The sequence below is a fragment of the Pontimicrobium sp. MEBiC06410 genome, from assembly GCF_053601615.1.
On the sequence record NZ_JBSHNT010000155.1, the window covers coordinates 63586 to 89064 of the forward strand.

At 31.6% G+C, this 25479-nt stretch carries 23 protein-coding genes; 4 read left to right on the forward strand and 19 right to left on the reverse strand.

The features are described from left to right. Positions 1–18: 18 nt before the first annotated feature. A complete protein-coding gene (locus ACVC08_RS11350) occupies positions 19–798 on the reverse strand; it encodes a zinc ribbon domain-containing protein (protein WP_452599354.1) in 780 nt (259 codons plus the stop codon). 3 nt (positions 799–801) lie between these two features. Continuing rightward, entirely contained in the window at positions 802–1896 is a 1095-nt protein-coding gene (locus tag ACVC08_RS11355; RefSeq protein WP_452599353.1) for a Nif3-like dinuclear metal center hexameric protein, read from the reverse strand. 67 nt (positions 1897–1963) lie between these two features. Here ACVC08_RS11355 and lpxK point away from each other — a divergent pair, with 67 nt between their 5' ends. Continuing rightward, a complete protein-coding gene (lpxK, locus tag ACVC08_RS11360; protein ID WP_452599352.1) occupies positions 1964–2977 on the forward strand; it encodes a tetraacyldisaccharide 4'-kinase in 1014 nt (337 codons plus the stop codon). On the opposite strand, the gene ACVC08_RS11365 is transcribed toward lpxK, so the two are convergent. The 7 genes from ACVC08_RS11365 to ACVC08_RS11395 all read right to left on the reverse strand — a co-directional run bounded on the left by ACVC08_RS11365 (position 2974) and on the right by ACVC08_RS11395 (position 10297). Further along, positions 2974–5184 carry an ATP-binding protein gene (locus ACVC08_RS11365; protein ID WP_452602112.1) on the reverse strand — a complete coding sequence of 737 codons (2211 nt, stop codon included), beginning with the start codon at positions 5182–5184 and terminating at the stop codon, positions 2974–2976. The two genes, lpxK and ACVC08_RS11365, sit on opposite strands and share 4 nt — an antisense overlap. Positions 5185–5233: 49 nt before the next feature. Next, positions 5234–6229, reverse strand: a complete 996-nt coding sequence (gene gap / locus ACVC08_RS11370) for a type I glyceraldehyde-3-phosphate dehydrogenase (protein WP_452599350.1) — start codon at positions 6227–6229, stop codon at positions 5234–5236. Next, positions 6229–7110, reverse strand: a complete 882-nt coding sequence (gene lipA, locus ACVC08_RS11375; protein WP_452602113.1) for a lipoyl synthase — start codon at positions 7108–7110, stop codon at positions 6229–6231. Before lipA ends, gap begins: the two co-directional genes overlap by 1 nt. A gap of 77 nt (positions 7111–7187) precedes the next feature. Next, a complete protein-coding gene (locus ACVC08_RS11380; RefSeq protein ID WP_452602114.1) occupies positions 7188–8435 on the reverse strand; it encodes an NRAMP family divalent metal transporter in 1248 nt (415 codons plus the stop codon). Then, positions 8436–8984: an RNA polymerase sigma factor gene (locus ACVC08_RS11385; protein ID WP_452599347.1), complete on the reverse strand. Its 549-nt coding sequence runs from the start codon at positions 8982–8984 to the stop codon at positions 8436–8438. Then, positions 8975–10087 (reverse strand): glycosyltransferase, encoded by a 1113-nt coding sequence (locus tag ACVC08_RS11390; RefSeq protein WP_452602115.1) that lies wholly within the window; start codon positions 10085–10087, stop codon positions 8975–8977. The genes ACVC08_RS11385 and ACVC08_RS11390 overlap by 10 nt, the downstream gene beginning before the upstream one ends. Before the next feature lie 6 nt (positions 10088–10093). After that, a complete protein-coding gene (locus ACVC08_RS11395) occupies positions 10094–10297 on the reverse strand; it encodes a membrane or secreted protein (RefSeq protein WP_452599345.1) in 204 nt (67 codons plus the stop codon). Between the two features lie 206 nt (positions 10298–10503). On the opposite strand from ACVC08_RS11395, the gene aqpZ reads away from it, so the two are divergent. Further along, positions 10504–11190 (forward strand): aquaporin Z, encoded by a 687-nt coding sequence (aqpZ, locus tag ACVC08_RS11400; protein ID WP_452602116.1) that lies wholly within the window; start codon positions 10504–10506, stop codon positions 11188–11190. Positions 11191–11263: 73 nt separating this feature from the next. Here the strand turns inward: aqpZ and ACVC08_RS11405 are convergent, their stop codons facing one another. From ACVC08_RS11405 to ACVC08_RS11420, 4 genes are read right to left on the reverse strand one after another with little or no spacing between them, the layout of a single operon-like run. Further along, positions 11264–12061 (reverse strand): anti-sigma factor domain-containing protein, encoded by a 798-nt coding sequence (locus ACVC08_RS11405; protein WP_452602117.1) that lies wholly within the window; start codon positions 12059–12061, stop codon positions 11264–11266. An 11-nt stretch (positions 12062–12072) separates the two neighbouring features. Further along, positions 12073–12603, reverse strand: coding sequence for an RNA polymerase sigma factor (locus tag ACVC08_RS11410; RefSeq protein ID WP_452599342.1), 531 nt, complete (start codon positions 12601–12603; stop codon positions 12073–12075). 58 nt (positions 12604–12661) lie between these two features. Next, positions 12662–13675, reverse strand: coding sequence for a UDP-N-acetylmuramate dehydrogenase (gene murB / locus ACVC08_RS11415; RefSeq protein WP_452602118.1), 1014 nt, complete (start codon positions 13673–13675; stop codon positions 12662–12664). Then, entirely contained in the window at positions 13675–14865 is a 1191-nt protein-coding gene (locus ACVC08_RS11420; RefSeq protein WP_452599340.1) for a pyridoxal phosphate-dependent aminotransferase, read from the reverse strand. Before ACVC08_RS11420 ends, murB begins: the two co-directional genes overlap by 1 nt. 200 nt (positions 14866–15065) lie before the next feature. Here ACVC08_RS11420 and ACVC08_RS11425 point away from each other — a divergent pair, with 200 nt between their 5' ends. Then, positions 15066–16328 carry an aspartyl protease family protein gene (locus ACVC08_RS11425; protein WP_452602119.1) on the forward strand — a complete coding sequence of 421 codons (1263 nt, stop codon included), beginning with the start codon at positions 15066–15068 and terminating at the stop codon, positions 16326–16328. Positions 16329–16399: 71 nt separating this feature from the next. Here the strand turns inward: ACVC08_RS11425 and ACVC08_RS11430 are convergent, their stop codons facing one another. Further along, the gene (locus ACVC08_RS11430; RefSeq protein WP_452599365.1) at positions 16400–16825 is read right to left on the reverse strand and encodes a DUF1573 domain-containing protein; all 426 of its coding nucleotides are present in this window, start codon (positions 16823–16825) and stop codon (positions 16400–16402) included. Positions 16826–17010: 185 nt separating this feature from the next. On the opposite strand from ACVC08_RS11430, the gene ACVC08_RS11435 reads away from it, so the two are divergent. Beyond that, positions 17011–19644, forward strand: a complete 2634-nt coding sequence (locus ACVC08_RS11435; RefSeq protein WP_452602120.1) for a valine--tRNA ligase — start codon at positions 17011–17013, stop codon at positions 19642–19644. A 162-nt stretch (positions 19645–19806) separates the two neighbouring features. On the opposite strand, the gene ACVC08_RS11440 is transcribed toward ACVC08_RS11435, so the two are convergent. From ACVC08_RS11440 to ACVC08_RS11460, 5 genes are read right to left on the reverse strand one after another with little or no spacing between them, the layout of a single operon-like run. Continuing rightward, entirely contained in the window at positions 19807–20388 is a 582-nt protein-coding gene (locus ACVC08_RS11440; RefSeq protein WP_452602121.1) for a hypothetical protein, read from the reverse strand. 4 nt (positions 20389–20392) lie between these two features. Further along, positions 20393–22210 (reverse strand): S8 family serine peptidase, encoded by a 1818-nt coding sequence (locus ACVC08_RS11445; RefSeq protein WP_452602122.1) that lies wholly within the window; start codon positions 22208–22210, stop codon positions 20393–20395. Position 22211: 1 nt separating this feature from the next. After that, positions 22212–22946: a hypothetical protein gene (locus ACVC08_RS11450; protein ID WP_452602123.1), complete on the reverse strand. Its 735-nt coding sequence runs from the start codon at positions 22944–22946 to the stop codon at positions 22212–22214. 23 nt (positions 22947–22969) lie between these two features. Next, positions 22970–25006: a M64 family metallopeptidase gene (locus ACVC08_RS11455; RefSeq protein ID WP_452602124.1), complete on the reverse strand. Its 2037-nt coding sequence runs from the start codon at positions 25004–25006 to the stop codon at positions 22970–22972. 8 nt (positions 25007–25014) lie between these two features. Further along, positions 25015–25479, reverse strand: a complete 465-nt coding sequence (locus ACVC08_RS11460) for a hypothetical protein (RefSeq protein ID WP_452598192.1) — start codon at positions 25477–25479, stop codon at positions 25015–25017.

Genomic DNA, 25479 nt, shown 5'->3' on the forward strand with positions numbered 1-25479 from the left:
AATATATTTTAAATAGAATTATAGTTTTCTAAACATTTTTTCCATTTTTTCTTTTTGCTCCATAGCTAAAAGTTCGTCTACTAGAATACGACCACTGTGCTCATCTGTAATGATTTTTTTACGAGCTCCAATTTCCATTTGTACTTGTGGTGGAATAGTAAAGTAAGATCCTCCAGATGCTCCTCTTTCGATTGGTACAACTGCTAATCCATTTTTTACATTGTTACGAATTCTGTTGTAAGCTTTTACTAAACGGTCTTCGATTTTCTTTTTGTAATCTTCAGACTTTTTAATTAAGGCTTCTTCTTCTTTTGCAGTTTCTGCTAAGATAGCATCTAACTCACTCTTTTTGTGTTTAAGGTGTGTTTCTCTATCTTTTACATGTTGTTTTGTTTTTTCAACAACTTCTTTTTTCTGCTCTATTTGCGCTCTGAATTCTCTAATGTGTTTTTCAGCTAGCTCAATCTCAAGTTCTTGGTACTCAATCTCTTTTGTAATAGAGTTGTACTCTCTGTTATTTCTAACGTTTTTTTGTTGCTCGCTATACTTTTTTATTAACGCTTTAGATTCTTCAATGCTATTTTTTCTAGCACTAATTTCGCTATCTACAGATTCTAAACTCGCGATAAGTTTTTCTAATCTTGCATTTAATCCAGCAACTTCATCTTCTAAATCGCTTACTTCTAAAGGAAGTTCTCCACGAACGTTTCTTATTTCATCAATTCTTGAATCGATTAATTGTAAGTCATATAAAGATCTTAGACGTTCTTCAACAGTTACTTCTTTACTCTTTGCCATAGTTTAAAAATACTTAACAGGATTGGTATTTATATTTGATAAAATGATTGCAAAATTAGTGAATTTTTTCTTAAGATGTGCTACTAAACCGTTTTTTGTGTACTGTTCACTTTCATAATGTCCAATATCTGCTAAAATAATTTGATTTTCGGCAGAGAAAAAATCATGGTATTTTAAATCTGCTGTTACAAAAATATCTGCTCCAGCAGCTTTAGCTGCATTTATAGCAAAGCTTCCCGATCCTCCTAAAACGGCTACTTTTTGTATTGGTTTGTTTAATAATTGAGAATGCCTAATGGCTTCTGTATTCATTTTTTCTTTTAAATAACTTAAAAATGTTAATTCTAGCATTGGTGTTGCTAATTCACCAATCATTCCCATTCCTATATTTTGGTTTTTATTTTCCAGTGTTATTATTTCGTAAGCGACTTCTTCGTATGAGTGACTTTTTAAAAGTGTGTTAACAATTTTAGATTCTAAGTGTTTAGAGAACGTTACTGTAATTTTAGTTTCTTCTTCGTAATGTGTTTCTCCTTTTATACCTTTGGTTGGGTTAGAAAATTTGTTACCATTATAACTACCTATACCATTTACATTAAAACTACAGTTATTGTAATTTCCTATAGCTCCTGCACCCGCTTGAAAAAGAGCATTTCTTAATGCTTCAGCGTCTTGTTTTGGTACATAAGTTGTTAATTTTTTTATAGTTTGCGATTGTGGAATTAGAATTTTTTTATGCTTCAGTTCTAACTGATTACTTATTATATCATTTACTCCATTTACATGGTTGTCTAAAGCGGTATGAATGGCATAAATTGCAATGTCATGTTTTATGGCTTTAAGTACTACGCGCTCTACATAATTTTTACCTGTTATCTTTTTTAAGCCTTTAAAAATAATAGGGTGGAAGCTCACTATAAGATTGCATTTATTTGCAATGGCTTCTTCTACAACAGCTTCTAGTGTATCTAGAGTAACTAATACTCCTGTTACTGTTTGCTTTTTGTCTCCTACCAATAGACCAACATTGTCAAAATCTTCAGCATAAGCTAAAGGTGCATAGGTTTCTAAATGATTAATGACATCTTGAACAATCATATTATTTTGTGAATTGATTTAGAAACAAATATAAAATATTTACTTTCGTTATGCTGAAACTGTTTAAATGAAGTTATTAAGATATATTACTTTTCCTTTTGTACCTATTTATTATTTAATAACGTGGTTTCGTAATTTGCTTTACGATTATAATATTAAGTCTTCAAAATCTTATGATTTGCCAGTAATTTGTGTTGGTAATTTAAGTACAGGAGGAACTGGTAAGACACCTATGGTAGAGTACTTAATACGTTTACTAAAAGATGAATACCAATTGGCTACTTTAAGTAGAGGGTATGGACGTAAAACTAAAGGGTATTTATTAGCTAATGAAAAAGCTTCTGCCGAAACATTAGGCGATGAGCCTTTTCAATTTTTTAATAAGTTTTCTAATACTATTAATGTTGCTGTTGATGGCAATAGACAGAATGGAATTGCTAATCTTTTGAAATTAACTCCAAAGCCAGAGGTTATTATACTAGATGATGCTTTTCAGCACAGAAAAGTAAAAGCAGGGTTTAATATTTTATTAACAACGTATGCTAATTTATATGTTAAGGATTGGGTTTTGCCTTCTGGTAATTTAAGAGAGCCTAGGCAAGGTGCAAAACGAGCACAGTGTATAGTGGTAACTAAATGCCCAAGTACTTTAAGTATAGAGGAAAAACAAACTATAATAAAAAAAATAGCTCCTAAAAATGGTCAGTATGTATTTTTTAGTACCATTGTGTATAGTAATAGTGTCCTTTCTTTAAACAAAGCGAGAGATTTAGAAGCGCTACCTAAATTTACTTTAGTTACTGGTATAGCCAATGCTAATACGCTAATTGCCTTTTTAAGAGGCAAACAACTACAATTTAATCATTTAGAATATAAAGATCATCATCATTTTACTAATGAAGATGTTAATACTATTGCTAAAAATAGTTTAATTATTACTACGGAAAAAGACTATATGAGATTAAAAGATTTTAACCAATTAAAAGATAAGTTGTTTTACTTGCCTATTGAAACACAGTTAGACAATGTTTTAACTTTTAATACTATAGTTAAAAACTACGTTTTAAATAATAGTAATTAGTCTTCGTCTGGAATTAAAGCATTGAATAATTTACGTTCGAAGTCTTCCTGTTTAAAGGGCTTGGATATAATATTGTTAAATCCTGCATCTTCAAATTCTTGCATTTTATCCTCTATAGTTACTGCTGTTAAAGCAAATATAGTAAGTTCTTGATCGAACGTTCGGATAATTTTTGTGGCTTCTATACCACTAATTCCTGGCATATGAATATCCATTAAAACAACATTGTAATCTGTTGTTTTAACTCTATCTACGGCTTCTTCACCGTTGTCGACAACATCACAATTAAGATTCATTTTGTTTAGAATCTTTTTTGTAATCATTTGATTGATTTTGTTGTCTTCTACTACTAAAATTTTAATATTGCTTAAATCCAAGTCATTAACATCATTAAAATAATTAATCTTTTTTTTCTTTACTACTTCGTCTGTATATTGCATTGGGAGTTCAAATATAAAAGTTGATCCTTTACCGAGCTCACTTTTAAGATAAATTTTTCCTTTCAAGATATCAATTAAACCTTTAACAATGGATAAACCTAATCCTGTGCCTCCATATTTACGATTAATTTGTATAGAACCTTGAGAAAAACTTTCAAATAAGTGTTCTTGCTTTTCTTTACCAATACCTATGCCATTATCTTCTACTTCAAAACGAATGTTATAAATTCCGTTCTTTTCACCAATTTTATTTGCTCTTATCCAGATGTCTCCATCTTTTGTAAATTTTATAGAATTACCAATAAGGTTAATTAATATTTGTGATATTTTTAATTGGTCTGCATTGTAGTTTAAAGGCAAAGTTTTATCGTACTCTAAATGAATTTTTATATTATTATCTAATGCAGAATTGTTTAACGCAGATATTACGTTAGTTATTTTCTTTTTTAAATTGAAGGTTTCAGGTTCTATGTCTACTTTATTTGCTTCAATTTTATTAATTTGAAGAATGTCATTTATAAATGTTAATAAGTAATCTCCTGAGAATTTTAAAGACTTTAAATGTTGTATTTGCTCTGGTTTAGGGTTTTCATCTAACAGCATATTAGTTAAACCTGTAACTGCGTATAAAGGTGTTCTTAGCTCATGTGTTACTGTAGATAAAAAATTGGCCTTTGTTCTAGACGCCAATTCTGCTTTTTCTTTCGCAACTATTAGCTCTGCATTTTTTTTATGTAAAACGTTGTTGGATTTTAACCTAATATTATTGTTTTTATAAAGTGATAATGTTAATAGCGATAATATTGTAATTAAAGCAATACTTAGTATTGTTGTTAATTGATTGAAAGTATTACTTTCCTTTTTTTGAGCTGTTGGTTGGACTTCTTTTTTTAAAACACCAGTCTTTTTTGGTTTAATAATAATTGGCTTTTGGGAAAAAGCAGATTGATTTACGGCTGCTAATGAATCTGATAGTTTTATGTGATACCTTAAATAGTCATTAGATAATTTTAAATTACCATCACTTTTGTGTAGGTCACTTAACACCATGCAGCCTTCTAGTAGTGTGGAGCTATAACCATTAGCCTTGGCTATATCGTAACCATCATTAGCATTTTCTAGAGCTTTTCCTAAATAATTTAGTTTATGTAGTGTTTTGCCTAATTGAATTAAACTACTGCTTAAAATAGGTGTTAACTGTTTTTTCTTGGCTATTTTTATAGCTTTTTCAAGAGTTTTTTTAGCTTTTTCAAAGGCATTATTTTCTAATTGTGCTTTTCCTTTATTTAATAATACTTCTGCTTCTAGGTTTGGCGTACTTTTTTGTCTAAATAATGTTTCTGCAGATTCGTAGTATGCTATGGCTTGGTCATAATCTTTTTTATCGGCGTATACGTTACCAATAATATTATAAGTTATAGCTAAGTTTTTAATATCATTTGTTGCGCGTTGAATATCTATAGCTTTTATAAGTGTATTTATAGACTTATCGGTTTCTTTAATTTTGTGCTGAAGTTTTCCTATTTTCGAATAAATAAAACCAATATTCTTTTTATTATCAATAGTATTTGCATGATTTAATGCCAGTTCTAAATCTAATAATGCTTGGTAATAGTTATTATTAGCTATATTTTTTTTGTATGAATCAAGTATAGAATCAATTTTAACTTGTGTAGTTTCAATATTGTTTTTAGGAGTATTTTGAGCATTTATAGTAATACCCATTACTAATAAAAATACACAAATAATCTTGTTATAAATAGGCATTTAGAGAGTTGTTTACTCACAAATATAATTATTTATAGGCTAAAGGCGCTTATTTTTTATACAAATTGAGGATTAGATCTATTACTCTATTAGAATACCCCGTTTCATTATCATACCATCCAATAATTTTTACCATGTTACCAATTACCGAGGTCATTTGCGCATCAAAAATACAAGAATGCGGGTTTCCAACAATGTCTATAGATACAATAGGGTCTTCTGTATACTCTAAAATATTTTTATATTTTGTTTGCGAAGCTATTTTAAAGGCTGCATTAATGTCTTCTATAGAAACTGTTTTTTTTACATTAAAGGTTATATCTGTTAATGAGCCGTTTGGTACGGGGACTCTAATACCACAACCTCCTATAACATTTGCTAAATCTGGAAATATTTTAGTTAATGCTTTTGCTGCTCCTGTGGTTGTTGGAACAATAGATTGCCCTGCTGCACGAGCGCGACGTAAATCTCTATGGGGCTGATCGTGTAAACTTTGGTCGGTTGTATAAGAGTGTATTGTTGTTATGTATGCTTGATTAATACCACAAAGGTCATTTATAACAGCAATCATAGGTGCTGCATTATTTGTGGTACAGGAGGCATTAGAAATAATGTTTTCCTCTCCAGTTAATATATGCTCATTGGTTCCTAAAACAATGGTTTTTATGTCGTCTTCTAAAGGAGGAACACTTAATATAACACGTTTAGCTCCATTGTTTATATGGTATTGTAGTTCTTGCGATGTTTTAAATTTGCCTGAGGCTTCAATAACAATGTCTACATTAAAGGGAGTCCAATCTATTGTTTTTGGATGTGTTTCATTTAAAAGTGGAACCAACTTGTCATTAATAATGATATGATGCTCATTATGAGAAATATTACTTTTAAATACGCCATGAATACTATCGTATTTTAATAAATGACTCAGGGTTTTTGTATCGGCAAGATCATTAATCGCTACAACAGTTATAGCAGAATGTTCATGTAATAACCTAAAAACTCGTCGGCCAATACGACCAAAACCATTTATGGCAACTCTTATCATTAATTAATGTGTTTTTGAGCTTTGTATGAAGAACGTACTAAAGCACTACTTTCTACATGACGAAATCCTAAATCTAGACCAATTTTTTTATACTCTTCAAATTGATCTGGCGTTATAAATTGTTTTACAGGCAAATGTTTTTTACTTGGTTGTAAATACTGACCAATAGTAACGACATCCACGTCGTTATTACGCAAATCATGAAGTGTTTCTATAACTTCTTCACGAGTTTCTCCTAAACCTAGCATAATGCCAGATTTTGTGCGGCGTTGTCCTTGTTGTTTTAAATATTTTAAAACGCTCATACTTCTATCGTATTTTGCTTGTATACGAACTTCTCTAGTTAATCGTCTTACAGTCTCAATATTATGAGAAACAACTTCTGGAGCCACTTTTATAATGCGATCAAGGTGTCTTTCTATACCTTGGAAATCTGGTATTAAGGTTTCTAAAGTAGTATTAGGGTTCATTCTACGAACAGCTTTTACAGTTTCTGCCCACATAATGCTTCCCATATCTTTTATATCATCGCGATCTACACTGGTTAAAACAGCGTGTTTAATGTTCATTATTTTTATAGAACGTGCTACTTTTTCTGGTTCATCCCAATCTACTGTTTCTGGTCTTCCCGTTTTTACGCCACAAAACCCACAAGAACGTGTGCATACATTTCCTAAAATCATAAAGGTTGCAGTACCTTCTCCCCAACACTCTCCCATATTAGGACAACTACCAGAGGTGCAAATAGTATTTAATTTGTACTTATCTACTAGCCCTCGTAACTCTGTGTATTTTTTACCTGTTGGTAACTTTACACGTAACCACTTTGGTTTTGGCTGTCTTTGTTCAGGTAGTATTACAGATTGTGTTTCACTCTTCATAAAAGCAATTGTTTTAGAGGTACAAAGATACGAAGTAAATGTTAGTTTTATGTAGTAATTTTAAATAGGGAACTAAGCTATATTATAGTAAGGTACCAAATACTAAAACCTATTAAAAAAACAATGCCTAACAAACTTAAAAAATGTAATCCTTTGGTTGGTCTCCATAGCTTTGGAGTATGCTTACCACTAATTAATATATAGTTAATTATAGCATAAAAAGGCGCTGTTATAAACGATAGAATAGTTGCTATTTCTATTAATTTCCCCATTTCTGAAAGGAAAAAGAAAAAAATAATTATTGTACCAAAAACGAGTAAAAGTATCCAAAATAAATAACCTCGTTTTATGGTTATATCTCCTAATAATTCAGTTGTTTTATGCATGGCTCTTGGGGAAGCATCTAGCGTTGTTAATGTGGTACTAAACATTGTTGTAAAAGCTGCAATACCAATAATAATGTAGGACCAATTTCCTAAACTATTAGTATACATTTGTATTAACTGGTTAGAAAAAACACCAGCTTTATTACTAAAGGTTTCGCCACTTTTATACATGACTAAAGCTCCTAAAAGAACAAAGCCAATCCCTAAAATAATAGTTCCAACATAACCAATATTAAAATCTAATAAAGCAGATTTTTGGGTAAATTCTGATGCTTCTTTTTGCTTTTCAATCGCCCATAGTGAGTGCCATATAGAAATATCTAAAGGTGCAGGCATCCATCCCATAAAAGCAATAAGAAACCCAATTTCTATAGTGTTTAAAGCTGTTGGTAATTTTTGTGATAATGTAATAGTTGTTTCATTTTTTAATAAAGCCATAGTTACTGCAACGAGTGTACTTATGGTGAGTGTTATAATAATGATTTTAATGAGCTTATCTAATAACTTGTATTTACCAATAAATAAAATTGATAGACAAATTAAAAGAATGATAACGGTCCATATTTGAATACTGTTAATTGTAATACTACCAATAATTATAGGAGAAAAGTCTCCAAATAAACTAGAGGCTAACCCCGCGGTAACAATAGTTACGGCAGTTTGTATAGTAAACATGGTTGCAAATGTGAGAATGAAGTAGGTAATTAAAACACCTTTGCCTAGTTTTTTATAACCTTGTAATAAGCTTTCTCCTGTAGCTGCAGCATAACGAGGGCCAAATTGAAAGAATGGATATTTAAAAAGGTTTACTAGCAATAAAGCCCAAAGTAAGCTTAAACCAAAATCGGCACCAGCTCTTGTAGACTGTACTAAATGGGAGACGCCAATGGCAGCACCAGCAAATAACAACCCAGGGCCTAGTTTTTTAATTGAAACCATTTAATGCTTTTTAATAATTTCAGCTAATAATTTTTTTGCTCGTAATAATTTTACTTTTACATTATTCATAGGCTCTTCAAGTTCTTGGCTAATTTCTTTATAACTAAGTTCTTGAAAGTAACGTAGATTAATAACTTCTTGATAGTGAGGTTTTAATTTTTTTATATCCCGAAGTAATTTCGCTAGATTTTGCTCAGTAATTAATTTGTCTTCTGGTGTTGGAGATTCGTCTGCTACTTTATAAACTTTATCATCTTCATGATCTGTGATTTTTGAGTTTATGGAGCTTTTAGCTTTTCGTAATAAATCTATATGAATATTTTTAGAAATGGTTATTAACCATGTTTTAAAAGTATACTGCTCTTTATATGTTTCTATACGATCGAATGCTTTAGAGAATGTTTGAATAGTTATATCCTCTGCATCGTTTTCGTTTTTTATGCGTTTTAATTGAAAACCATAAACACTATCCCAGAATTCATCTAATAAAAAATTAAATGCTTTTTGATCGTTCTGTTTTGCTTTTTTTATGGCGTCTTCTACTTCCAATATTTTGGTTTTGATATTAGATTGGATATAAATATAGTTAATTGAAATACAATTAAAAATAATTCTAAAAAAGGAAGTAAAAATAAAAGATCTATCTCATTAAGTTTTTTTGCTGAAAATCCTACAACCAGATATTGTGTTATAAGTCTTACAATAATTAATACAGTAACAACTTTCCAATAAAAGAGTGTTGTTAAGAGAATAATTGCAAATAGCCAGAATAATAATTGTGAGCTGTAAAACAGCGCCAGCAAACTTTTATGAATAAATTTATAATTGTTTGCTGTAGAAACATGTCTTCTTTTTTGAATAAACCAATCTTTAAAGCTTTTTTTAGGAATGGAGTAGGTAAAGCTTTTTTGATCGATACATATACTTGTGTTTTTTGAATTTGCTGCTTCGTTTATAAATAAATCATCATCTCCAGAGCGTATATTTATGTGTTTTATAAAACCATTGGTTTTATAAAATTCCGAACGATTGTAGGCTAAGTTACGGCCTACACCCATATATGGGATTCCTATTTTTGCAAAAGAAAAGTATTGTATCGCTGTTAAAAGTGTTTCGTAACGTATTAATTTGTTTAATAGGGAATATTTGGATTTTATGTAAGCGCCGTAACCTAAAACAATTGTATTAGTTTCAGAAAAATTACTAATCATTGATTTTATCCATTGATTAGAAACAGGTTCACAATCTGCATCTGTAAATAATAAATGCTCGTGTGTTGCCGCTTTTATGCCCAGTGTAAGTGCATATTTTTTATTACCCCAAAAGGCTTCTATATTTTTAACATTAACAATTTTTATGTTGTTGTGTTGTTCTGCAAAAGCTTCCATTATATCCAGAGTATCATCTGAAGAGGCATCATTAATTAAAACAATTTCAAAATTAGGATAGTCCTGTTTTAAAATGGAAGGCAAAAAACGCTTTAAATTCTCAGCTTCATTTTTAGCACAAATAATAAGGGAAACACTATGGTGTTTTTCTTTTTTATTTGTGATTTTATTAAAAGCAAAATTACCAAAGAGAACAGCATAAAACACAACTTGTATACATACTATAGCTATAAAGCTATAGAATACAATATCAAGTATTAGCATATTTTGTTACGAGTGTTGAGGTTCGTTACAATCTCCAAATTGCTCTGGAGTTTTTCCACAAAAACCACAAGCTTCCCCATCTTTATTTAACATAGGGTTCTGGCTAGCGCATGTTCCAGCAAACTTACCATCTTTTTTTGCCCATATTTTTATAGCAATTCCAGCTACAGCAATTCCTAATAATGCTAATGTGAGTAATAAGAGTTTCACGTGTTTTTAATTTTAATGTATTGGGATTACAAAGATAATGGTTTTAAAGTATTATTTATAGAAACTCTTTTATTATAGTTAAAATGTCGCTTTAGCAGATTTTTTTGCATTTAATCTAAAGTGTATGTTTAATACAGATGTTATTTTGTTTTTAAAAAAGTAGAATTAATACCTTTTACTATTATTAACCAATTAGTTACATTTTTATGAGAAAATTATTTGCAGAATTTTTTGGAACCTTCTGGCTTGTTTTTGGAGGTTGTGGTAGTGCTGTTTTTGCAGCTGCTTATCCAGAATTAGGTATTGGATTTGTTGGTGTTGCACTAGCATTTGGTTTAACAGTTTTAACTATGGCTTATGCCGTTGGGCATATTTCTGGAGGACATTTTAACCCAGCTGTATCTTTTGGGCTTTGGGCAGGAGGTAAATTCTCAGGCAAAGAATTGTTAGGCTATATTATTGCGCAAATTGTGGGGGCCATTGTTGCCGCAAGTACTTTATATTTAATAGTCTCAGGTAAAGAAGGTTTTACTAGCGTGGGCAGTTTTGCTGCTAATGGCTATGGAGAGTTGTCTCCAGATGGTTATTCTATGCTTTCTGGATTAATAGTAGAGTTTTTACTAACATTCTTTTTTCTGCTTATTATTTTAGGTAGCACAAGTAATAAAGTACCTAAAGGTTTTGCTCCTATAGCCATAGGGTTAGGGTTAACACTTATACATTTAATTAGTATTCCTATAACTAACACTTCTGTAAACCCAGCACGATCTACTAGTCAAGCTTTATTTGCTGGAGGCGATTATTCTGCACAATTATGGCTGTTTTGGTTCGCTCCTATAGCTGGGGCTATTGTAGCCGGTTTTATTCATAAAGCATTATTCGATAAAGAATAATGCTTTATTTATATACGCAGAACCCCGTTAATTAATTAACGGGGTTCTTAATTTATATACGACTATTTTTTAATTAGTCATTAATTTTTAATTCTATCTCAGCAACAGGTGTGTCTCCAGAAATATTTTCGCTACCACCTTTGGGTTCTATGGTAATGGTAAGACCTAGAGCATCTTCTGTGTAAGGTATTTTTTGTAAGCGTCTATCTGTTTCACTTAAAATACCTAAACTAACCATTCTGTCTTGCATTTCTGCCCAAATCTGGTAACATTTCTCTTTTGGTAATGTAGGTAATGCTACAACATCTATCATAGACGTTTTTTCTTTAGGGTTTATATATGCTACAGTTTTTAAATTTTTAGCTCTTTTATTTCCTTTAATAATGTATTTTTCTGTTTCTGGATTATTAAGTTGGGCAAACTGCTCCATTAAAGCTTCTAACTTAGAGTTGTTTTTATCTATATCGTTTCTTAAATCGAAAAGCTCATCAACAACTATTTGGTTTTCATTAGTTAATTTTTGATTTAAATTAAAGAAATAGAAAGAAGCACTTGCAAATAATAAGGCAGCAACACTGGCAGCAACACCAAATTTATACCATGATTTTTTTGAAGGTGCTGTGTTTAAAGCTACAACAGGTTTATCGTCTATAGATTCTAAAATAGATCCTAATAGATGTAATGGAGCTTCTTCTGCATTGGTTTGGGCTACAAGTTCCAGTTGATTTTGCATAGTATTGTATGCGGCTTTTACCTCTGGATACTTTTTAATGTAATCTTCTACCTTGAGAGTTTCTTCTGGGGTTGTCTGGCCTATTAGATAATTCTCTAATAAGTCAGAGTTTAAAAAAGTAGTTATATCAACATTCATTATACTTATAATTAAGGATGGTAAATTTTTTTTAATTCACGTAATCCTATTTTTAATCTCGATTTTATAGTTCCTAATGGAATCTCTAATTCATCACTGGCTTCTTGCTGTGTCATCCCTTCAAAATAAAGAGCATTAATTACAGTCTGATATTTTAAATCTAAGCTTCCAATATGTCGTTTTATATCTAGAGTATCCTCATTTAAGCTATCGGTAGTCAACTTATATACGTTAGAAGCTTCAATTTGGATTTCTTTATTTGTTTTGTTTGTTACAGATCTTATTTTATCTATAGCTGTATTGTATGCAATTCTGTACAACCAAGTAAATAATTTTGCTTTTTCAGGATTGTATGTTTTTCCTTTTTTCCAGACTTTTACAAAACTTTCCTGAAGCACATCTTGTGCTAAATCATCATCTGTAATTACTTTTTTTATAACACCTAATAGTGCACCAGAATAATTTTCATATAATAGTGAAATGGCTTTTTTATTACCATTTTTTAAAAATGCTACAATATCTTTTTCTACTGTTGTATTCAATGTTAGAGGGAGTGTTTATTGTTAGTTAACAGTTGTGTGCTTGAGTTATTGTGTTGAATTATAAAATATTAACTTCAGCTTCTATCGATACATTAAAGATACGATAAATAGTTTTTTGAATAAGTTTTGAGAGCAATAAGATATCTTTTCCTTGTGCACCACCATAATTTACAAGTACAAGAGCTTGTTTTTTGTGGACTCCGTAATTGCCAAATGTTTTGCCTTTAAACCCTGCTTTTTCAATAAGCCAACCAGCTGGAACTTTTACTTCTTTATCTGAAACTTTATAACTTGGTACTTCTGGGAAATTAGATTGTAGTCGCTTAAAATCCTCTATAGGAATAATTGGGTTTTTAAAGAAGCTACCACTATTCCCAATTTTTTTTGGGTTTGGTAATTTACTTTCTCGAATAGCAATTACAGCTTCCGAAATCGTTTTAATGGTAGGTTTTGCAATGTTCATTACTTCTAATTGGGACTGTATTGCGCCATAATTAGTTCGTAATACATGGTTCGATTTTGTTAGTTTAAAAACAACATTAAGTATAATGTATTGCCCCTTAGCTTGTTGTTTAAAAATAGAATTACGGTAGCCAAAGTTACAGTCAACTTTATTAAACGTTTCTATAATTAATGTTTCTAGGTTTAATACCTCACAGGATACAAAATGATCTTTTAACTCTACCCCATAAGCTCCTATGTTTTGAATTGGTGAAGTTCCTACATTTCCGGGAATTAGAGACATGTTTTCTAATCCTCCAAAGTCTTTATCTATACACCATAATACAAATTCATGCCAATTTTCACCAGCCTCTGCCTTTACTAGAACAGAAGTGTCTTCTTGAGAAATAATAGAAATACCTTTAAGGTTAATATGTATTACTAAAGCATTAATGGCTTTAGTGAGTAGCATATTACTACCACCACCAAGAATTAATTTATTAGGGTATTCTTTTAATTTTAAAACCGATTTTAATTCTGGTATAGATGTTACAGATACAAAATGCTTCGCATTAACATCTATACCAAAAGTATTGTAGGGCTTTAAAGATATGTCTGTTTTAATGTGCACTAATCTTTATAGACTTTTAAAGCTTCTTTTATAATATTTACAGCTTTTATTAAGCTTTCTTTATTAAGTACGTATGCAATACGTATTTGGTTCATTCCAACTCCAGGAGTCGAATAAAAACCTGCTGCTGGAGCTACCATAACTGTTTCTCCATCAACATCAAAAGACTCTAAAAGCCATTGTGCAAATTTATCGCTATTTTTTATAGGAAGTTCGGCAATACAATAAAAAGCTCCTTTAGGTTTTGCCACTTTTAGTCCTTCAATTTTATTTAATTCGGCTATTAAAGTATTTCGTCTTTCTACATATTCATCTATAACATCATCAAAGTAGCTCTGTGGTGTATTTAATGCTGCTTCGCTAGCAATTTGCGCTAGTGTAGGAGGGCTTAGTCTAGCTTGTGCAAATTTTAAAGCAGTCTCTATAACATTTTTGTTTTTAGAAACCATACATCCAATTCTTGCACCACACATGCTGTATCGCTTAGAAACAGAATCTATAATTATAGCATGATTGCTTAAACTTTCTTCTTGCAGAATAGAGTAATGTTTTGCACCATCGTAGGCAAACTCACGGTATACCTCGTCTGCAATTAAAAATAAATCATGTTTTTTTACAATTTCTGCGAGCTTTTGTATTTCTTCTTTAGAGTATAAGTAACCTGTGGGATTGCCTGGGTTACATATAAGAATCGCTTTTGTTTTAGGAGAGATTAATTTTTCAAACTCTTCAATAGGAGGTAGGGCAAAATTATCTTCTATTTTAGAAATTACAGGAACCACTTTTACGCCAGATGCTGTTGAGAAGCCATTATAGTTAGCATAGAAAGGTTCTGGTATAATAACTTCATCGTCTACATCCATAATAGTTCCAAAAGTAAATAGTAATGCTTCACTACCTCCTGTCGTTACAATAATATCATCATGCTTTACATGAATGTTATTTTTGGCATAGTAATTTGCTATTTTTTCACGGTATCCCTCAGAGCCTTCAGACCTAGTATATGCTAGAATATCTAAAGAATGTATTTTTACTGCATCTAGTGCTACTTGTGGTGTTTTTATATCTGGTTGACCAATATTTAAATGGTATACAGTTTTTCCTTGTTTATATGCTTTTTCAGCAAAAGGAACAAGCTTTCTTATAGGGGATTGCGGCATTAACTGGCCTTTCTTAGATATTGTTGGCATAACATTAATTTTAAAAAACAAAGTTGCGAAAAAATATCTTAAAATTTGTTTAAAAAACAAGCTTTTATGTGTCTAGTTTGCCAAAGTTGTTTAACTTGAAAGTTGCTATACACTTACTTATGCCATTTAAACGTTTTTTTTCTTTTCTTTTTTTATCAGTTTTCTTGATAACTTATTGCTCCTCACAGGGTAAATATAAAATGATGAATAAAAAAGGGACTGATAAAATTAAAATTCAGCTTATAAATAATGTTATTGTTATACCAGTTGAAGTTAATGGCGTGTCTTTATCCTTTTTATTAGATACAGGAGTGTCAAGACCTATAGTTTTTAATTTTTTAAAAGCTTCAGATTCTTTAGAGATTTTAAATGCAGAAAGAATATACTTAAAAGGGTTAGGGAATGATGGGCATGTAGAAGCTTTAAAATCATCAAAAAACGAATTTAAAATAGGAGACGCTATTAATACCAATCAAAGTTTTTATGTGGTTTTCGATTCTTCTATAAATTTTGCACCTCGATTAGGAATTCCTATACATGGTATTATTGGTTATGATATTTTTAAGGATTTTGTGGTTGACATTAATTATAGGGGTAAGTATATAAAATTAACAGACCCAGATAAGTATAAGCAGAAATCATGTAAAAGGTGCGAAGAGTATAATTTAGAATTCTACAATAACAAACCTTACTTTAATGTAGAAAGTGTTGTAAATAATAAAACTATCCCTATTAAGCTATTAATAGATTCGGGAAGTAGCGATGCTTTGTGGTTATTTGAAAATGATAGCATAGGTTTAACTGTTGGGGATAATTATTTTAAAGACTTTTTAGGATATGGACTAAGTGGAGTTGTGCATGGTAAACGATCTAAAATAGATGAAATTAAATTAAATTCATTTAGGTTGAAAAAACCTAAAGTAGCATTCCCAGACTCTACAATTATAGCAACAATTAGAAAAATTAAAGGAAGAAATGGCAGTGTTGGAGGCGAGATTTTAAAGCGTTTTAATGTAACAATGAATTACAGGAGAGCAAAAATGATACTAAAGAAAAATGCTAATTTTAGGGAACCATTCTCATACAATAAAAGTGGAATTCAGTTAGAGCATGATGGTGTACGTTTGGTTACAGAAATAAACAATGTTCCGACTTCTTCGTCGGCAAATGTTAAAGGGAATACTATACAAGTTCAAGCTGTTATAGCAACAAAGTCTAAATTTGTTATTAAACCAGCGTATAGTATAGGGAGCGTAAGACCTGGCTCTCCAGCAGAAAGAGTAGGGTTAAAAAAAGGAGATGTTGTTATTTCTTTTAATGGGAAAGATACTAAAAGTTATAGTTTACAAGAGATTATGAGCCGTTTTTATGAAGAAGAAGGGAAACGCATACGTTTAGTTGTAGAACGAAATGGCATTCCTATAAAAGTTTCTTTTTATTTAGAGTCGCTTTTAAAAGAATAGAAAATAATAGCATAACTAAAAAAGCCGAAGTATTTATTTTACTTCGGCTTTTTTAGTTATAAAATGATAGATTATTGTTCCATCACACTTCTCTTTTTACTTTTAAGTACGCTTGTTTTAGAAGGGTCTATTACTTTTCCTTTAATTTTTAAAGCGACATTAGGTGTCTCTGCATTAGAAACAACAGTAATTGTTTTTCTAATAGGGTTTACTCTATTAGTATCGTATTTAACTTCAATTTCCCCTGTTTTACCTGGCATAATTGGTTCCTCAGGTTTTTTAGGTACAGTACAACCACAACTAGAACTTACTTTGCTAATTATTAAAGGAGCGTCTCCAGTGTTTGTAAATTCAAAAACTCTAACACCATCAGCACCTTTCTCAATAGTTCCGTAATCTATTGTAGTTTGTTTAAACTCAATTTTAGCTACTTTATCTTGTGCGTTAACCGAAAGACTAATCAACCCGATAAACAATATTGTTAAAACTTTTTTCATCATTATTTTATTTTAATTCGTTGTAAATCTAACTACTTTTTATTCGTCCTGCAAAAATATTAGATGTAATACACTCTTGCAAATGCATATAGCATATTTAACTGTACATTAATATCTGTTATAATTTCGCAGAAACAGAAATATAAGTATTTTTGCTAATTATTATTCAAAAACTATTCCAAAGTATGAGCATTCCATCAAAATATGATGCAAAACAGGTAGAGAGCAAGTGGTACGACTACTGGATGAAAAATAATTATTTTCATTCTACACCAGACGACAGAGAACCGTATACAATAGTTATACCTCCACCAAACGTCACAGGAGTGCTACATATGGGACACATGTTAAATAACACCATTCAGGATGTATTAATTCGTCGTGCACGTTTACAAGGTAAAAATGCATGTTGGGTGCCAGGTACCGATCATGCTTCTATTGCTACAGAAGCAAAAGTAGTAGCGAAATTAAAATCTCAAGGAATTGATAAAAATGATCTTACTAGAGATGAATTTTTAAAACATGCTTGGGATTGGACAGAAGAGTACGGAGGTGTTATCCTAGAACAACTTAAAAAGTTAGGCTGTTCTTGCGATTGGGATCGTACTAAGTTTACCATGGATGACGATATGTCTGAAGCTGTAATAAAGGTATTTGTAGATTTATACGAAAAAGGATTAATTTACAGAGGTTACCGTATGGTTAACTGGGATCCAGAAGCAAAAACAACATTATCGGACGAAGAGGTAATACACGAAGAGCGTCAAGGATTGTTATACTATTTAAACTATAAAATAGAAGGAAGCGACGATACATTAACTATTGCTACCACAAGGCCAGAAACTATTTTTGGGGATACGGCAATATGCATCAATCCTAACGATGAACGTTTTACACATTTAAAAGGTAAAAAAGCCATTGTACCTATATGTAACCGTGTTATTCCTATTGTAGAGGATGAGTATGTAGATGTAGAATTTGGAACAGGGTGTTTAAAAGTAACACCTGCACACGATGAAAATGATAAAGTATTAGGAGATAAACACAAGTTAGAAGTTATTGATATATTTAATGACGATGCGTCGTTAAATAGTTTCGGGATGCAGTTTGAAGGGCAAGATCGTTTTGTAGCCAGAAAAGCAGTAGCTAAAGAACTAGAAGCCACTGGTGTTTTAGCAAAAACGGAAACACATACAAATAAAGTAGGAACTTCTGAAAGAACAAAAGCTGTTATCGAGCCAAGATTAAGCGACCAATGGTTTCTTAAAATGGAAGAATTAGTAAAACCTGCTATAAAAGCTGTTCTTGAAGATGAAGACGTAAAATTATTTCCAAAGAAATTTGAAAATACGTACAGACATTGGATGGAAAATATTCGTGATTGGAATATTTCTAGACAACTATTATGGGGGCAACAAATTCCTGCTTATTATTATGGTGAAGGTAAAGAGGATTTTGTTGTTGCAGAAAATATAGAAGATGCTGTAGTAAAAGCACAAACAAAAACAGGAGATTCTAATTTAAAGGTAGAAGATTTAAAACAAGATACAGATGCCTTAGATACTTGGTTCTCATCTTGGTTATGGCCAATGAGTGTTTTCGATGGGATTAGAAACCCTGAAAACGAAGAAATAAAATACTATTACCCAACTAACGATTTAGTAACGGGGCCAGATATTTTATTTTTCTGGGTAGCACGTATGATTATTGCTGGTTACGAGTATAAAGGTGAAAAACCGTTTAGTAATGTATACTTAACTGGATTAGTTCGAGATAAGCAACGTCGTAAAATGAGTAAGTCTCTTGGTAATTCTCCAGATGCATTAAAATTAATAGACGATTATGGAGCAGGAGGAGTACGTGTTGGTCTATTACTAAGTAGTGCAGCAGGAAACGATTTAATGTTCGATGAAGCACTATGCGACCAAGGAAAGAAATTTGGTAATAAAATATGGAATGCCTATCGTTTAATAGATGGTTGGGAAGTAGATGAAACCATACCGCAACCTAATGCTAGTAAAATAGCAATTGAGTGGTACGAAGCTAAATTTCAGAAAGCATTACTAGAAATTGAAGATCATTTTAGTAAGTACAGATTAAGTGATGCTTTAATGACAACTTATAAATTAATTTTTGATGATTTCTGTGGTTGGATGCTAGAAATGGTTAAGCCTGGGTATCAACAACCAATAGATGCTAAAACATTACAAAGTGTCATTACTATTTTTGAAGATAACTTAAAAATAGTACACCCGTTTATGCCGTTCTTAACAGAAGACTTATGGCATTATATTGCAGATAGAACGCCAGAAGAAGCATTAATAGTTGCTAAATGGCCAGAAGCTAAACCTATAAACGAAACCTTAATTACTGAGTTCGATTTTGCTTCGGAAGTCATTTCTGGGATTAGAAACATTAGAAAACAAAAAAATATAGCGTTTAAAGATGCTATAGGTTTTTCTGTGATAAATAACGAAAATGTAAAGACTACATTCGATAAGGTTATCGCTAAGTTGGGTAATTTAGAAGCAATAAACTATGTTTCTGAAACTGTAGAAGGAGCATTAACCTTTAGAGTGAAAGCTAACGAATATTTTGTGCCAATGGCAGGAAGTATAGATGTAGAGGCAGAGATTAAAAAACTAACTGAAGAGTTAAATTACACAGAAGGCTTCTTGAAATCTGTGCAAAAGAAATTGTCTAACGAACGTTTTGTTGCAGGAGCGCCAGAGCAAGTTGTTGCTAGTGAAAAGAAAAAAGAAGCAGATGCTTTATCTAAAATAGAAACAATAAAAGCAAGTTTAGCGAGTTTGCAGTAAAATTGTTTTGTATAGTATTAAAAAGCCTTTCTATTAGAGTATAGAAAGGCTTTTTTTAGTTTGATTAATAGTGATGCAGATTTAACAATTATTAGTCCTTTTTAAAAGGTGTTTATAAAAAGTGAGTTTTGTTACCCAGCCATGTTAGCAAATAATAATTTTTTAATATACGTTGTAGCTAACTTGGGCAAATAAATATCTTGTACAGCCACCACATAATGTTTGTGTTTTATAAAATGTAACATAAGCAATTAAATAATCTGTGTAGTTTGCATCTCCATAAGCTTTTGCTTCGCATGCAAAATGTTGTTTAATCTGGTTTGATATAGCTGGGGTAATATTATCTGATAAATAATCGTATGTTCCTGAGGTTGGGTTCTCGTCATCAATAATGTTAAATGTAACCGAGCAAACTTGAAGTGGTTGAGGAGCTCCCATACAGGTGCTAAAATCTTCATTACAGTAAAAGATACTTTTTAATTCTTCATCTAGATGATTACTACCGAGGCTATCGTAAGATAGATTAATTGTAATATCGTCTAAGGAAAATGTGTCTGTACACGCATTCATTGCAGAAGCATCTACAGTAGCTGTTTCTGCATAACAAAGTTCTACAAAATTTGGGTTTTTATTACTATGTGTAGTTGCTTCTGTATCGGTATTTAGTTCTTCTGTATTAGAACATGAGTGTAACACTGGAATTAATAGAAGTAGTAAGATTGTATATTTAAATATGCTTTTCATAAGTTTATATTTTTATAATTTTTTTCGTGTATGTAGTATTGTTTTTAGTTGTAATTTTTAGGTGGTAAATACCTGTTTTTAGATTAGAAATATTGATTTTATGTTGTTTTAAGTTATCGTATTTAGTAATTAAAACACCTTGAATATTGTATAATTCTACAGAAGTTATGTTTTCTGATTGTTTTAAGAATTCAATACGTATTTCATCTTTTGCTGGATTAGGATGTAATAAGATCCTTTTATCTCTAATTTCGTTAGATTGAGGTTTTGCGTTAAATTTATTAGTAGTAGTTTGAGGTATGTTACAATCTAGGGCCAATCCATTATCTATATTTAGACTTATATAACCTCCAGGTTGAGGTGAATAATCTCCACTTAAAATTTCAATATTATTCCTTGCTATAAATTTTAATTTAGATTCTCCAGTAACATCATTATTGGTCATTTTAATTTCATAAGGAGCAGTTACCAATTTGTAAAACCAAGGTCTGTATAAAATTCTGTCTTTAACCTCTACTGTACCAAGCGGATCTGCCATATCTTTTGCCATTTTCACGGCTTCATATGCATCTAGTTTGCCAGCCCCTAGCTTACCAAAGTAAGGTAAGTTTTGAGGCAAATGGTCTATTCTTACTGCGGTAAGCTTCAATATGGTTTCTACTTCTTTAGGATCTAGACAATAATTTTGATCAAACATTAAAGCAATAGTACCAGATACTATTGGCGAAGAGAACGATGTACCACTGCCGTTATCACCATAGCCTGTAAGCCCTCCTCTTGGATCTACAAAAGATAAACCCATAGCAGGAGCAGCAATATCTACCGAATCATTGTGTTGAGTGGATACCCATTCTCCATTTCTTTTAAATTCGTGGTAATCTAAAAATATTTCTCTGCCTCCAAATACTTCATTTTGATGCCCAATTCCTGTTACGGAAATAACGTTCCTAAAAGCAGCAGGATAAATAAGGGATTCACTGGAACCATGAATAGCAGCGCCATTACCAGCAGAACCTACTACAACGACACCTCTATCTTCTACTATTTCATTATAACTATCTTGTAAATAAGTAGAAGAACTAGAGATCCAAGCTGTATTTATTACTTTAACTCCTTCAATTTGAGATAGTATGTCTACACCATTAGTGCGCCCTCGATAATGGTATATAGACGAATTGTAGCCCGTTGCCGAAAGACCAAGTCCATTATCTGTATTGGCTGCCGCAAAAGATGATACCCAACTTCCATGCTGATGACTCCCAGTTATTAAATTGGGGGCATTATTTCCACCAACTTGAGTCACTTTATTTTCAAAATCTTCATGCATAGGATTTATACTATTATCTGAAACACCAATAATTACATTCTCAGATCCTGTAGAGATATCCCAAGCTTCAGGAGCACGTATGTAATTAAGTTCTTCTTGGTCTACATTCGTATAGCCTCCAGTAGTTCCAAAGTCGTTGGGAAAAACTAATGTTTCACTATAAATTTCAATAAGTTCAGGGAAATAATTACTGAAACTCTTTTTTAGATTATGCATCAACTGCATATCATTACAAACGATCATATACATGTTTTGTAAAGATGATTTTTTTGAATTTTTAAAAACACGTTCTACACTATATATCTCATAAGAGTTTATAAGAAAGTCTAATCTAGAATCTCCAGTGTTAGATGAGTTTATACGATTCCCTTTAAAATCATGTGTTATTACAGGTGTATTATGTAATAGGGGTACCTTGGCATAAAATGAAGGATAGTCTTGAGCAAACCCTAAATTTGTACAAAACAGGATAAGACAAATTATTAGAATCTTCATTTTAGTCTATTTTAGATTTAATTAACTCTATTTCTTTCTTCAATTGAATCGTATACAGTGTAAGCTCTTCAATTTTTTCAAGTAACTTAGCATTCATAGCTCCTAATTCGATACCGTTTTCCAATACTTCTGCTTCTGAAGGAACATTGGGTAAGTGTCCATTTTTGTTAATAAAGGCTTCTACTTCGTCTAATGGTTTTAGGTTGTAATCTGCTTTAAAAACATAATCTGCCCAAGTGGTGTATACTTTTACACCGTGTGCACGTACTTTTCCGTTTATAGATAAACGATAAGTATCATCACCATCAGTAAAGGAATTAGTGCCAATACCCACGTTTCCATTAGGGAATAGAATATTATCAATATTTAATCCAGACCCTCTATTAATGGTAAAGGCTTCTTGTATGGAAGTCATGTCGTCCGATTCTGTAAAGATTTTAAAATTCCCGTTTATTATGGATAAAGCCCATAACCTTTCATTAGTAGGTCTAGAAGCATTGTTTAAAAATAATTGTGTTGCAAAATCACCTTCTACCCAAGCGTTTACAAAAGCTGGAATGGTATTTTTATTTCCAACAATTAATTGGGTGGTTTTAGTCGTTCCGTTAACGTCTAGTTTTTGAACAGGATTAGTTTCTGAAATTCCTACATTTCCCGATGCTAAATTCTCTGTAATGAGTTGAGCATTACAAAGGCATGTTGCTAAAAATGTAAGAAGTAAGATTGTTTTTTTCATGGTTTTAAGTTTTTAATTAATAGTTATTGTTTTATGATTTTTTTAGTATAGGTTTTATTATTAGTAGTTTTTATAGTAACGAAATAGATACCCTCTTCTAATTGTGATACATTTAAACGATTTTGCGCTATAGTATTTTTATTAAGCATTAATTGCCCTTGTGTATTGTACACCGTAACAGATTGTATTTTATCTTCTGTATTGGTAAGCTTTATATTAATGTGCCCATGACTTGGATTTGGATGAAGTGTTACACCACCAAAAGCTGTATCTAGAGTGTTTTGACTACTAATTTTATTAGGAGCGGTGCTTGCGCAGAAAATATTAATATCATCTATGGCTATATATCCATCATTAACAGGATTATTAGGATCTGGATGTAAAGGAAATTGTAATGTTAAGGTTGTCGATGTGGTTGTTGCGTCAGTTGTAAAGGTCATAGTCCTTTTATGCCAATAATTATAGTCGTCAGTATAATAGGTGTCAGGACCATTCCATTCTTGACCAGCAAAAGAGACTTTAGTATTGTAATATAAATTAGCTGTTTGTCTACCAGGAGCATGTGTGCGAACTGGTAAATCATAAAATTCTATTTGATATGTTGTATTAGGTTCTAGATTATTTACTTGAGTATAAACCCCCGATAAATTGGTGTCTGTATGTTTAGATTTATTCCAGTACGCCATAACACTTTCATGACCAGAAGGCGGTGTTTTTATACGGTGTGGTCTCATCCAGATATTTGTGCCAGTACCTTGATTTAATAAAACATCACAATTGTAATCATTATAAAAATCTTCTGTTAGTAATACATGATAAGCAGCATAATAAATGGTGGCTTTCCATGGAAAAGGACCGTTGCCTGGGCCGTAAAAGTGCGTAAATGGAAATGCTGTACATTGGTTATTGTCTCCAAAAGTAACATCTGCCGTATCAAAGTCGTTATAAACATCAATACTACATTCTGGAGCCTGTAGAGTCCATGTTATTGTATATTTATGGTTGGTTGAGTGATTATCTACTCTTAATTGAGATGAAACATCTTCTACGTGTACGGTTAATGTGTTTGTTCCCGAATTTAAATCGGTATCATTTATAGTCAAGGTCTCTACATTATTTGCAATTGCGGTACCATTAAGTTCCCAGTTAATAGCTAATGTGTTTGTGGGGACTAGGTTTAACTGAAAGTTTTGACTAGAAGATATTAATATACTTGATGCTTCTGGAGAGTAGCTATCTATTGGTGAAACTAATTCATGTATTACTTCTATAGTGCCTTCCGAACAAACTGAACAGAAAGGGTCGTTTAAATCTTCCATCATACAATTTTGATGCGGTTTATACCAGCCACAAGATCCGCAACTGTGTTGATAAATATCTACATTGTTATCGCCTACCCAGTTTTTCCATCGTACTAGAGTAGGGTTTGTTTCTTGTGTCATATTTATACCTTCTTCTGCATAAAAACTACCTGCCCAGTATTCATCTTTTAAATTCACAAAGGAATGTCCTAGTTCATGTATAGCTATAGGGTTGGCTCTAAAATGTAATGACGCTGTAGGGAACTCGCCTCCACTACCACCATATTCAGGGTCGTTTACTAATATCATGGCTTGATCGTAGTTTGGAAAATGCGTACTCAATACATTAGTTATTGCATTAGTATCTGTAGCCACTAGTAGTCTATGAATGTTAAAATAATCGAATGTAGAACCAAAGTAATTGTCTACTGTTTTAATTGGACTTGCTGGCTCACCAACATCTGTTGCTGTACCAGGATGATTTGCGCCACTTTCGTTAGATGCTACTTTAATAGCATAAACATTAAAGTAGCTTGCATATTCTAAGTAAGGCGATTCTGCAAAGAGTTCATTTGCAAGACTGGTAGCATCGTTTATAAAGTCGTCTTGTTGACTGCTTGTATAACCATCTGGAAGAATAACTAAGTTAATACGATTCTCTTGTGGACCATTTTCAACTATAGTTTCGATACCTAAAACTTGAGAATAGCCATGTATTGCGCTTATACAAAGCGCTAAAATTATAATATAATGTTTCATAATAAGTTTTATTTAATTTTTGTAACGACTGCGGTTTCTTTTTCCCTTCCTAGAATAGCTACAGAAATAAATTCGGTAGTATCTTCTAAAGGTATTTTAAGATGCAATTCTGTTTCATCCAATTGGACTTCTTTAACAGAAAGATTGCCCTTTTCGTTAGTAGGGTATTCAACTAATTGGTTTAAAGGATCTGCAATGACAAAACTTTTTATAGGTTTTAAGTTTTGATCTAGTTGAGTGCATTTTAAATGCCCTATTTTAGATTTTATGTTTTTAGTTAACCGTTTTTTAAACTTCCCTTCTATAATTTTTTTGTCTAAAAAATTAAGGGAACTCTCTCCTCTTGTATTTTTTTGAATAGAATAGCTTACAAAAGCTACTCTAGATTTTAACCTATTTTTATTTTGAGCGTTTGTTTGATGTGTAAACAGAATAGCTATAAACACATATATAACCGTTTTTAATAGTTTCAT

Coding starts and splice junctions, on each gene's coding strand:
- ACVC08_RS11350 (WP_452599354.1), bottom strand. CDS start 798: ATGGCAAAGAGTAAAGAAGTAACTGTTGAAGAACGTCTAAGATCTTTA.
- ACVC08_RS11355 (WP_452599353.1), bottom strand. CDS start 1,896: ATGATTGTTCAAGATGTCATTAATCATTTAGAAACCTATGCACCTTTA.
- lpxK (WP_452599352.1), top strand. CDS start 1,964: ATGAAGTTATTAAGATATATTACTTTTCCTTTTGTACCTATTTATTAT.
- ACVC08_RS11365 (WP_452602112.1), bottom strand. CDS start 5,184: ATGCCTATTTATAACAAGATTATTTGTGTATTTTTATTAGTAATGGGT.
- gap (WP_452599350.1), bottom strand. CDS start 6,229: ATGATAAGAGTTGCCATAAATGGTTTTGGTCGTATTGGCCGACGAGTT.
- lipA (WP_452602113.1), bottom strand. CDS start 7,110: ATGAAGAGTGAAACACAATCTGTAATACTACCTGAACAAAGACAGCCA.
- ACVC08_RS11380 (WP_452602114.1), bottom strand. CDS start 8,435: ATGGTTTCAATTAAAAAACTAGGCCCTGGGTTGTTATTTGCTGGTGCT.
- ACVC08_RS11390 (WP_452602115.1), bottom strand. CDS start 10,087: ATGCTAATACTTGATATTGTATTCTATAGCTTTATAGCTATAGTATGT.
- aqpZ (WP_452602116.1), top strand. CDS start 10,504: ATGAGAAAATTATTTGCAGAATTTTTTGGAACCTTCTGGCTTGTTTTT.
- ACVC08_RS11405 (WP_452602117.1), bottom strand. CDS start 12,061: ATGAATGTTGATATAACTACTTTTTTAAACTCTGACTTATTAGAGAAT.
- ACVC08_RS11420 (WP_452599340.1), bottom strand. CDS start 14,865: ATGCCAACAATATCTAAGAAAGGCCAGTTAATGCCGCAATCCCCTATA.
- ACVC08_RS11425 (WP_452602119.1), top strand. CDS start 15,066: ATGATGAATAAAAAAGGGACTGATAAAATTAAAATTCAGCTTATAAAT.
- ACVC08_RS11430 (WP_452599365.1), bottom strand. CDS start 16,825: ATGAAAAAAGTTTTAACAATATTGTTTATCGGGTTGATTAGTCTTTCG.
- ACVC08_RS11435 (WP_452602120.1), top strand. CDS start 17,011: ATGAGCATTCCATCAAAATATGATGCAAAACAGGTAGAGAGCAAGTGG.
- ACVC08_RS11440 (WP_452602121.1), bottom strand. CDS start 20,388: ATGAAAAGCATATTTAAATATACAATCTTACTACTTCTATTAATTCCA.
- ACVC08_RS11445 (WP_452602122.1), bottom strand. CDS start 22,210: ATGAAGATTCTAATAATTTGTCTTATCCTGTTTTGTACAAATTTAGGG.
- ACVC08_RS11450 (WP_452602123.1), bottom strand. CDS start 22,946: ATGAAAAAAACAATCTTACTTCTTACATTTTTAGCAACATGCCTTTGT.
- ACVC08_RS11455 (WP_452602124.1), bottom strand. CDS start 25,006: ATGAAACATTATATTATAATTTTAGCGCTTTGTATAAGCGCAATACAT.
- ACVC08_RS11460 (WP_452598192.1), bottom strand. CDS start 25,479: ATGAAACTATTAAAAACGGTTATATATGTGTTTATAGCTATTCTGTTT.